This window comes from Candidatus Thiodiazotropha sp. AKAK2, assembly GCF_058244685.1.
Window position 1 is genome coordinate 19574 of the sequence record NZ_JBSYOP010000011.1, and the last position, 7692, is coordinate 27265.

At 52.1% G+C, this 7692-nt stretch carries 7 protein-coding genes; 6 read left to right on the forward strand and 1 reads right to left on the reverse strand.

Annotation, left to right across the window (positions count from 1 at the left end; genetic code table 11):
• Positions 1–149 precede the first annotated feature (149 nt).
• The 6 genes from AC4IE8_RS03430 to AC4IE8_RS03455 all read left to right on the forward strand — a co-directional run bounded on the left by AC4IE8_RS03430 (position 150) and on the right by AC4IE8_RS03455 (position 6963).
• Positions 150–2078 carry a DUF1302 family protein gene (locus AC4IE8_RS03430; protein WP_083225972.1) on the forward strand — a complete coding sequence of 643 codons (1929 nt, stop codon included), beginning with the start codon at positions 150–152 and terminating at the stop codon, positions 2076–2078.
• Between the two features lie 23 nt (positions 2079–2101).
• On the forward strand, positions 2102–3412 hold the full coding sequence (locus tag AC4IE8_RS03435) for a DUF1329 domain-containing protein (protein WP_068991501.1): 1311 nt from the start codon (positions 2102–2104) through the stop codon (positions 3410–3412).
• Between the two features lie 390 nt (positions 3413–3802).
• Positions 3803–4396: a 2-hydroxychromene-2-carboxylate isomerase gene (locus AC4IE8_RS03440; RefSeq protein ID WP_068988703.1), complete on the forward strand. Its 594-nt coding sequence runs from the start codon at positions 3803–3805 to the stop codon at positions 4394–4396.
• Entirely contained in the window at positions 4393–5025 is a 633-nt protein-coding gene (locus AC4IE8_RS03445) for a glutathione S-transferase family protein (protein ID WP_071891770.1), read from the forward strand. The genes AC4IE8_RS03440 and AC4IE8_RS03445 overlap by 4 nt, the downstream gene beginning before the upstream one ends.
• Positions 5022–5609, forward strand: a complete 588-nt coding sequence (locus AC4IE8_RS03450; RefSeq protein WP_490790327.1) for an antibiotic biosynthesis monooxygenase — start codon at positions 5022–5024, stop codon at positions 5607–5609. Before AC4IE8_RS03445 ends, AC4IE8_RS03450 begins: the two co-directional genes overlap by 4 nt.
• 334 nt (positions 5610–5943) lie before the next feature.
• Entirely contained in the window at positions 5944–6963 is a 1020-nt protein-coding gene (locus tag AC4IE8_RS03455) for a hypothetical protein (RefSeq protein WP_490790328.1), read from the forward strand.
• Between the two features lie 544 nt (positions 6964–7507).
• On the opposite strand, the gene AC4IE8_RS03460 is transcribed toward AC4IE8_RS03455, so the two are convergent.
• The coding region (locus tag AC4IE8_RS03460) for a hypothetical protein (protein ID WP_490790329.1) at positions 7508–7692 on the reverse strand (185 nt) is incomplete at its 5' end.

Below are 7692 nucleotides of genomic sequence, written 5' to 3' on the forward strand. Positions count from 1 at the left end.
ATCAATTAAAATATCGATATTTTTACGATATCCGTAACCGGCCCTTTCTGATTGTAATTATACGTAACAAAAACAATAGCTTACAACTTGGCACGCCTGCTGCATTAATAAGTCTTGCTTACATAATTCAGTATGAGGAGGAGGCTAGGATGTTCCTAGACAGTCACACACAACAACCGGGAAGGAAGCATCCGGTCATTCAAGCCACACTGCTGGCGGCTGCGATTGCGGCCTGTCTGAGCGGAGGCCAGGCTCTGGCCTACACCTCCGAAGACGGCACGACGCAGGTCAACGGATTTGTTGAAAACGCCACCTACAGTCGCCGTAATGTAGGGCTGAGCAAAATGCGCAACACGGTGTTGATCGAAGGCTCCAAGGATTATGGAGAGCAGGGGTCATTTTCCAACGTCAGCTTCGTCGGTACCTTCCGGGCGACCTATGACGGTGTCTACGATCTCAACGACGATGAGTTTGGCGATAACGCCGGTGGACCCATCAACATGCAATCGGTAGGCGGCGCCGGTAGTACCGCCTGGGGTCAATCCGATATCTCGACCGGTGTGTTGGGATTCGGTTTCGATACCACGGAAAATCCCAATGAAGGTATGGTCAATCTGGGCCACGCACTGCACGACACGGATGGGGGTGTCGGTCTGGGCGTTCCGGTGCGTCCTTGTGATGTGGACTCCCGTGGCTGTATCGATGACTACCTGGATTTCGAAGAGAGTGACCTGAAGTATCCGGAGTTCAACGACCGGCTCGATTTTCTGCGCGAAGCCTATCTGGACGCCACCCTGCCGACCGAGAGTGCGGCTACCTGGAATTTTCGCCTTGGCCGTCAGCAGGTGGTCTGGGGTCGTACCGATCTGTTCCGCGTATTGGATGTGATCAATCCGGTGGATTACTCCCGTCACAACATCTATGACGAACTGGAGGATATCCGTATCCCGATGTGGATGGCCACCGGTGAGTACCGGATGGGCGCCACCGAGACCTTCGATGACCTGAATATGCAGTTCGTCTGGAACTTCGACAAGTTCCGTCCGAACAGCCTGGGCCAGGGTGGTACACCCTACGCGATTCTCGATGCGGGCAGCTTCTTCCGTGCGATGAAGAACTGCTGGGATAATGGTTGTTCCGTATCCAACTTCGCCGGTGGGGCGCTCTCCACCGACTTCCCGAAACATGTGATCGGTATCCGCGATGTGCATCTGCCTGACTGGTCGCTGAGTAACTCTCAGTTCGGTCTGAAACTTGAGGGTGACTATCAGGGGCTTGGATTCTCGCTGAATGCGCTGACCTATCGTTCCCAACTGCCTTCGCTGCGCGCCGTGGTGGACAATGCGGACAATCCGTTTACCCCGGAGATCGAATCGCAGAGCTACGATTATCTGATCGCCTTCGATATGTACTTCCCCAGGGTCAACCTGATCGGCGGTTCGCTCGACTTCTACGTGGATGACATCAAGTCGGTGTTCCGTGTTGAAGCGGCCTACACCGACGGTGAGGAGTTTGCCAACACCCTGCGTCCGGAGCTCTACTCGGAGTCGGATGTATTCCGTTACGTCATCGGTTGGGATCGTCCCACCTTCATCCCCTTTCTCAACGAAAAACGTGCCTTCCTGATCTCTGCACAACTGTTTGGCGAGTATCTGGTCGACCACGAGCGGGAGACCGTCAACGGCATCGAAGCGGGTAACCCCAATTGGGAAATCAACCACGTGGGTACCCTGCTGGTCAAAGGCTGGTATCAGAACGACCGGGTCAGTCCCCAGGTCATCATGGCTCATGACTTCAAGGCGGGCGCCAGTGTGATTGCACCCTCGATCGATTGGCTGATCAGCGACAACCTGAGACTGACCGTCGGCGCCAATGTGAAAGTGGGTGACGGTGAGCAGGAGTTTGACGATTGTCGTTCCTGTAACCCCTTTCCCCCGTTTACCGGAGATGGCGAGCCGGGTGATACCGCGCTGCGTAATCTGGCGGGTTATGAACCCCTCGGTCGGTTTCGTTCCGGGCCGATCGGTATGGCCCAGGCCGAGGATGAGTTTCAGATCACACTGCGTTATCGCTTCTAAGAATTTGAATGGAGGTTTTGAACATGCGTTTGCTTAATACAACGCTGGTAGCGGCTCTTTTGGTGGCTGCCAACCTGCCCGCTCAGGCGGCAACTGAAGAGGATGTCGAGAACAGCTTCTTCCCCTATAAGAACGGCGGCCCTAGCTATGATGGCCTGAAGGCCGGGTTGGTGATCGATCAGACCAACGTGGCCCAATTCAAGGAGGTCCTCGATCCGGCGATGTTCGAGTTCATCAGCCAGGGATGGACCAAGGTCAAGGTGGGAGAGACCACCTCGTTCGATCTTCACCCCAACTATGTGCAGGCGACAAGGGATGGGCTGGGAAAGGTGAAGCTGGGTGAGAAGTCCGGTGAGATCGAAGGTTTCATCGCCGGTCGTCCGTTTCCGGAAGAACCGTCGATGGACGATCCCCGTGCCGGTGAAAAGCTCGCCTGGAACTACAAGTATGGTTACAACTGGGGTGACAACGCGGCGATCTATCCTTTCTACTGGAAGTATAAGGATATGAAGTCCGGGAAACTGGAGAGAACCATCAAGTTCAACTTCCACTTTCTCAACTACATGCACCGGGTGAATCAGGAGCCGTTGCCGGAGATTACACCGAATCCGTCCAAGCTGTTCCGTGCCATCTATGTGCAGGCGTTGGAGCCTTTTGACGTTAAGGATACCCAGCTGCTGATCCATCGCTATGAGAACGATCTGAAACGTGACAGTGCCTGGCTCTATCTTGGTTTTCAGCGCCGTGTACGCCGCCTGGCTTCAGGGCAGGTCACCGATGCGTTCCTTGGTTCCGATATCATGATCGAGGATTTCGAAGGTTATAACGGTCGTATCAACGACATGGAGTGGACCTTCAAAGGAACCAAGAACATCCTGGTGCCATTCTACAACCATAATGCGCTGCAACTCTCCGAAGAGCACAAAGAGTCGGATGGATACCAGTTTGTGGAGATGGGTGATAAGGGCGACTGTTTTCCACAGATTACCTGGCAGTTGCGTAAGGTCTATGAACTGGAGAACAAGGCAAAGGATGCAAACCATCCGATCAGCAAGCGCGTTCACTTCATCGATGCGCAGACATTCACCATCCCGCGCACTTTGACCTATGACCGCAAAGGGGACCTGTGGAAGAGCTGGCAGATCGGTCAGGCCCATCCGGATCATCACCTGCCGAAGAACAAAGGCACCGGTGTGGCCATCGATGACTCCTTTACCATGATCGATGTGCAGGCGATGCACTGCACCACCGGGCAGTTCAAGGGACAGGTCGATCCTTCTCTGAATCCGGCCAGAAAATTCACAGTACAGAACTTGAGAGCTTCCGGTCGTTGATACCGTGCTTTTGTCTGGCGGCGCCAGCCGCCAGACATTTTTTGGTTCTATGGGAAAACGGCGGATAGTGAGTTTGGTCTCATGAATCTAAACGTTTTCCCATATGGCTAAATTCATAATGTATATGAGCGAAAGTTACGTGGTGCTTAATTGAGACTTATTTGGTGGGGCAGGGCCCCACCCTACCATTAAGATCAAGCTGTAGGGTGGAGCCCTGCCCCACCAAACTCTTTGATTGAACTGAATGCGTGCCTAGAGGCCTATTAACCTAGCCAGCAGTATTCACACTATGGCCAGGTTAATCATGAAAGTGTTCCTGACAGGCATAGGCATGCGTTGGGATGGCAAACAGGAGCGAAAAATTAATCTCTCACATTTAGGAGCTTGACGATGGTTGAACCGGTTGACGTCTATTTCTATTTCAACTTCCGCAGCCCCTACTGCTATTTGGCGACCAAGACCCTGTGGCCTATTTTCGAGGATTTTCATACCCGCCTGGTGTGGCGTCCCCTGGGTGGCTGGGATGGCCGCTCGCCCCCGGAAGTGGCGCTGAAAAAGCTGCCGATCGCCAGGCAGGACATGGCGCGCTTTGCCAAGCGACTGGGGATACCGGTCAATCCGCCACCCAAGACCACCGATCCGACACTGGCAGGTGCGGGGTCGTTGTTGGCAGAACGTAAGGGCCTGTTAAAACCCTATATCAACGAGGTGATGCGCAAGGAGTGGGCCGATGGCGCCGACATCGGCCAGCTGGATATCCTGTTGCAGGTCGGTGAAAGCATTGGGCTCGATCGGGAGGAGTTGGCCGAAGCGGCAAACGATGCCGATAATCAGGCCCAGCTGATGCGTAACTGGCATGAGGCGGATGAAAAAGGCGCCGTGGGTGTGCCGACCTTCATCATCGGTGAAGAGATCTTCTGGGGCCAGGACCGGATCGATTTTGTACTTGAACACCTTCGAGAACTGCGGCTCTCCCGCCTATGAGTGTTCGAACTCTGCTCTATGATAAAGAGGAGTGCCCGTTTTGCTGGCGGGTGCGGATGGCGTTGCATCACTGCAAAGTTGAATACCAGCGCCTGGCCTATGATGAGTATGAAGATGAGTGGAGCCGATTGACGCCAAGCGGCACGGTACCGGTGCTTAAGGCAGGCGAGATGGTATTGCACGACTCATCCGTGATGCTGGAGTATCTCGATGAGCGATATGGTGGTCTGTGGCCGACGTTGCCTGAGCAACGGGCTGAGGCGCGGGGGATCGCCCTCTATGCCGACAGTGCGGTGGGCCGGCCGGTAAGGGATCTGGTATTTCAGCGACGCGACAAACCACCTGCAGAGTGGGATGAGGAAGTGATTGCCCATGCGATGGGAGCCTGGCATCAGGCGATGCCCTATCTGGAAGAGCGACTGGCAAAGCGGAGCCACTTTGTTTCCGCTGGCGGCATCACCGATTTTATCCTGGCAACGCGCTTCGGCTTGGCGATGGCCTACGATATGCCTTCGCCCCGCAGTCCCGGTTTAATGGCTTGGTTCAATAGAATCGCCGAGTCAGCGGAGTTTACCGAAACCGCACCGAAGGTCGTGATGGATAAATTGGACAGGGGTTGGTTGAGATGACAGAGAGCAATACGATTGCAACGGGTGGCAACCTTGAGGGTGATCCACCGGTTACCGTGATGGTGACCCGTAAGCCCATCGAGGGTAAAGAGGCGGAGTTCGAAGACTACATTATCGGCATCACCAATGCGGCCATGCAGTGGCCGGGGCATATGGGCACCAATGTGTTCAGGCCGAATAAACCGGATGGCAGTTACCGTATTGTATTTAAGTTCGACCATCTGAGTAATTTGGAAAGCTGGGAGAACTCACCCGAACGGGCCGAGTGGCGGGAGATTGCGGAGCAGGTGAGTCAGCCACGGGAGATTCAGACCATCACCGGTCTCGAAGCCTGGTTTACCCTGCCCGATTGCGCGATCAATGTGCATCCGCCGAAGTATAAGATGGCATTCCTTGTCTGGTTGGGGGTTTTCACTCTGGTAACGCTGCTGAGCCTGTTGATCGGTTCCTACATCGAAGATCTGCCGCTGGTTGTCAGGACCTTTACCCTGACCATCATCGTGGTGCCGACACTGACCTATTTCGTGCTGCCCTTTCTGACCCGGTTGTTTTCCCGTTGGCTCTACCCATCTGGCTCGAGTTGACGAGTAGCTTTTTTTAGTCCGTAAATGAACGCGAATAAGCGCTAATGGTTATTGTGTATCAGAACTTCCGGCGTGGTTGTTTCAAGTGGTGCTGACTCAAATTCTATTTGGTGGGGCCATGCCCCACCAAATACACGTTGACTAACACAGACGTATGGATTTTTTTGACAGCAGTGAACGCATGCCGGGGTCCAGGAGACTCACCCAGTCGATTCTATCGCTCGTTTGATATTGGGGTTTCAATCCAAGGTGAGTGCAGATTGATACACAACCCATCGGATCATAGCTATAGTTTTAAACAGAGTGGGGTTGTGATTGGGGGATTGAGTGGAGCATGTTTGAATTTATCAGAAATCTGTTGTCGTCAGGCGAGCCGCATGCGTCTGTCTACTCCCGTGAGGAGCTGGATAAACACATCGACATGGCTGTGGCGCATTTCGACTCCCGCCTTAAGCTGATCCCGGGCTATCGCAAAAAACTTGCGCCGGTGGTTGAGAATGCTCTGATCCATACCGACGCATTGATTGCAGAGCTTCCTGGTCCAATCGATTTGAGCCGTAAGGCTTACTCGAGTGATCACCGTGTGAATGCCTATTTCGGTTCTGTCGATCAAATGGAACACCTTTTCAGTCACTCCCCTGATTTTCGTGAGTTTGTGAAAAGACCGGAGAGCTTTTCTCTGACACATGGCTATGCCCTGATGGTGATGAGCCGGCAGCAGAAAAGTGTTCTCGGTCATGCACAGGTTGGGGATATGATTCAGAGCGAGGTGATGCAGCAGGTGGTCAATTATACCGGTCACCAGCTGGTGAAGCCGGCGGAGTCCGAGGAAAGTGTGCGCTACGATTTGCGCGAGCGAGCCTTTCAGCATCTGATCGCGGAAGCGGTACTCAAATTGGCCGGGCACACCGAGGAGAAGGCGGATCTCGATCGTGAGCGGATCCATTTAAAGATGGAGCTGAAGACGCTGCAGGCAGCAGATGGTGCCCTGGATTTTGTCACGGAAGAGATAGACCAGACCCGCAGCCGGGTCGATCAGTTGAGAAAACAACTGGCCGAGGTTGAGTTGAAGCTCGATAAGGCCTCCAGTGGACTGAAGACCATCAATGATTATTTCGCGTTGCTGATCAATGTGCTCAATCAATCGGATCGCTACTGTGGTCTGGAAAACAGAACAGACTGTCTGGGACAGCATAATGTTGTGGTCGATTCGAATGATGGCAGCGAAGTCCCCTATGCGGAGATTCGTATCGGTGAACAGCAACGTTATAGTGTTATTGTGAAATATCCCTTGAATGAACTGAAAGATCAGAGCCGCATTGCCAGCCAGATGAACTCGATCTATGGGCAGTAAGAGCGATGCGACTATGAATTCGATGATCTTAAAACCCGGTAGAACTGCAAGAATTCCTTCAAAGCTACCTGTGTGCTGGAAATTTGCTTACCGGGTGAGTTTGACGCGAAAGATTCAGATCACTATGGCCGTGAAGCAACTACACTTAGTTTACTCCTTCTAATAATGCGTATCCGCCAAAGACTAAGATCCTTGTCTTGTTTGGTTTTTGGGTGATCTGGAAACATTTTTGAGCCTATTGATCGGTTCCTGCTTTGAATTACTTGTTTAATTCGGATGTTCCCAAGGATTGTAACCTACTGATAAATAGTAATTTCTTGTGTAGCATATATGCTTTGAAATGGTTTGGCGAAAAGAAACGTAAGTTTCGAAGTGGCGTTTAGTGATTACTATCTCTCTGTTTTTAAATAAATTTTAAGTTTGAAATGCTCGTTTATCGTTGTTCTCTTTTTGGGTGCCTGTTGGCCCTTGCCTAAAATCTACGTATTTCTTCTTTTTTATCTCTGTGAAATGTGTCTATTGAGAAACTGCTCTATATTATGTACTATTTCTTTACCAGATAGGTAAAGAAATGGATGCTCAAGGCTTTGGAAATAGGTTTCAAAAGATAACGTAAAATTTCTTTCGCACATTTGAAGAGGCGGTGGCCTTGTTGATTAAATGGTAAGTGACCAAACGAACCAACAATCAACAGAAGGACCACCACCATGAATAAAGATACCAAAACTT